Genomic DNA, 2,792 nt, shown 5'->3' with positions numbered 1-2,792 from the left:
CCGGCAGCACCAGCACCAGCACCAGCACCAGCACCACCAGCCGGCACCCGCTCAAGCCGACGCCCGAACACACCCGACGCCCGCACCGCCACCTGATCCTCATCACCCACACCCGCCACCACAGCCACCAGGGCGTTCCCGGCGGTGTCGTCGAGGGCGGCGGGAAGGTCGATCAGGCCGCCCCATCGACCGGGTGCCTCAAGGGCGGCCACCCGGCCGAGCCCCCAGACGGCGTTCCGGACCGGGTCGACGACCGCGTCCGCGCGAGTCACGGCGACCGCGCCCTGGGTCAGCGCCCACAGCGGAGCCGTCACCCCCGCGTCGCCCAGCGCCTGGATCAGCGCCAGCGAACCCGACACGCCCAGGGGTACGCCGTCGCCGGTCACCCCGTCCGAGGAGGCGAGCAAGGACACCACCCCTGCCACCGGCGGTACGTCCTTCAGCCGGGCGGCGAGCAGCGCGCGGTCCGCACCCGGATCGCACGTCCAGCACTCGACGTCGGCGCCGGCCGCGGCGAGGGCCTCCCGCACCGCGACGCCCCAGGGGTCCGCCTCGAAGCCCTCCGGTACGACAGCCAGCCAACGGCCCGACAGCACCGCAGCACGGGGGACACCGGTCACCGGTTCCCAGTGCACCCGGTACCGGGAGCGGTCCGCCTCGGCCTGTTCCCGGCTCTGCCGCCGCCAGGAGGTCAGCGCCGGCAGGACGGCCCCCACGACCTCCTCGCCCAGCTCCAACTCCCCTGCCAGGGCCCCCAGATCCTCCCGCTCGACCGCCTCCCAGAAACGGGCGTCGATCTCACCGCCGGCTCCGGAGACCTGCTCCGGACGCACGACATCCGGCCAGTACCGCCGGTGCTGGAAGGCATACGTCGGCAGCTCCACCCAGCCTTCAGCAGGCAGGAGAGCGGACCAGTCCGCCTCCGCACCACCGGTGAAGACAGCGGCCACGGCGGCCACCACCGCATCGACCTCCGCCCGGTTCCTGCGCAGCACCGGGACGAACACACGGTCGTCGCCCGTGGCGGAGTCCTGCGCCAGCGTGGCGAGCGTGCCGTCGGGACCGAGTTCGAGGAAGCGGCGGACGTCGTCCTGTCCGTCCAGGGTCCGTACGGCGGCGGCGAAGCGCACCGTCGCACGGACGTGCTCCACCCAGTAGCCCGGCGAGGTCAGCTCCTCCACCGTGGCGGAGGCCCCTGTGACGGTCGAGACGATCGGTGTCCGCGGCGGCTCGTACGACAGGCTCTCGGCGACGGTACGGAAGTCGTCGAGCATCGGCTCCATCAGCGGGGAGTGGAAGGCATGGCTCACCCGCAGCGCCGTGACCTTGCGGTTCTGGGCGCGGAAGTGCCCCGCGATCTCCTCGACCGCACCGGCAGCACCCGAAACGACCGTGGCCCGCGGACCGTTGACCGCCGCGACACCCACTCCATCGCCGAGCAGGGGCAGCACCTCCTCCTCGGAGGCCTGCACCGCGACCATCGCACCGCCCTCCGGCAGCGCCTGCATCAGCCGGCCGCGAGCGGCCACCAGACGGCACGCGTCCGCCAGCGACCACACCCCGGCCACGTGCGCGGCGGCGATCTCACCGATCGAGTGACCGGCCAGCACGTCCGGCCGCACACCCCACGACTCCAGCAGCCGGAACAGCGCCACCTCCAGCGCGAACAGCGCGGGCTGCGCGTACTCCGTACGGTTCAGTACGTCGGCATCGTCGCCGAAGACCACGTCACGCAACGGGCGCGGCAGTTCGGTGTCCAGGTGGGCGCACACGGCGTCGAAGGCATCCGCGAACACCGGATACTCCTCGTACAACTCACGCCCCATGCCCAGGCGCTGGGAGCCCTGGCCGGCGAACAGGAAAGCCGTACGGCCGCCTTCACCGACCTCGCCCGTCACCACACCCGCAGCCGACTCACCGGCCGCCACCGCACCCAGACCGGCCAGCAGCTCCGCACGGTCCGCACCCCACACCACGGCCCGGTGCTCGAACACCGACCGCGACCGGACCAAAGCCGCACCGACACCCGCGACGTCCAGCACACCGGCGTCGGCCACGAACTCCGCCAGCCGACCGGCCTGCGCCCGCAACGCGGCCCGACTGCGCGCCGACACCACCCACGGAACAACCGACGACACCGGTCCGTCGGCAGGGATCGTCCGACGTTCGTCCACGACGAGCTGTTCGAGCACGACATGGGCGTTGGTGCCACTCACGCCGAAGGCGGAGACGGCGGCGCGGCGCGGCCGGCCGTCCCCGCCGGTCCACTCCTGCTCCTGCGTCAGCAGCTCCACCGCGCCGGCCGACCAGTCCACGTGCGAGGACGGCTCGTCCACATGCAGCGTGCGCGGCAGCACGCCGTGCTGCATCGCCAGCACCATCTTGATCACACCCGCGACACCCGCGGCGGCCTGCGTGTGCCCGATGTTCGACTTCACCGAACCCAGCCACAACGGCTGTTCGCGGTCCTGCCCATACGTGGCAAGCAGCGCCTGCGCCTCGATCGGGTCACCCAGAGCCGTGCCCGTGCCGTGCGCCTCCACCGCGTCCACCTCGGCCGCGTCGAGCCCACCGGCCGCCAGCGCCGCACGGATCACCCGCTGCTGCGAAGGACCGTTCGGCGCCGTCAGACCATTGGAGGCGCCGTCCTGATTGACCGCGCTGCCCCGCACCACCGCCAGCACCCGGTGACCGAGGCGCCGCGCGTCCGACAGCCGCTCGACCACCAGCACACCGACACCCTCACCCCACCCCGTACCATCCGCACCCTCCGCGAACGCCTTGCACCGCCC

At 72.9% G+C, this 2,792-nt stretch carries 1 protein-coding gene; it reads right to left on the bottom strand.

Annotated elements, in window-relative coordinates; translation table 11 throughout:
* Positions 1 to 2,792 (bottom strand): type I polyketide synthase (locus tag AQJ58_RS39420; protein ID WP_159056406.1); only part of this gene is annotated, 2,792 nt, incomplete at both ends.

Source organism: Streptomyces sp. DSM 15324 (assembly GCF_001514285.1).
Classification (GTDB): Bacteria; Actinomycetota; Actinomycetes; order Streptomycetales; family Streptomycetaceae; genus Streptomyces.
This window is presented reverse-complemented; position numbering and strand designations above follow the sequence as displayed.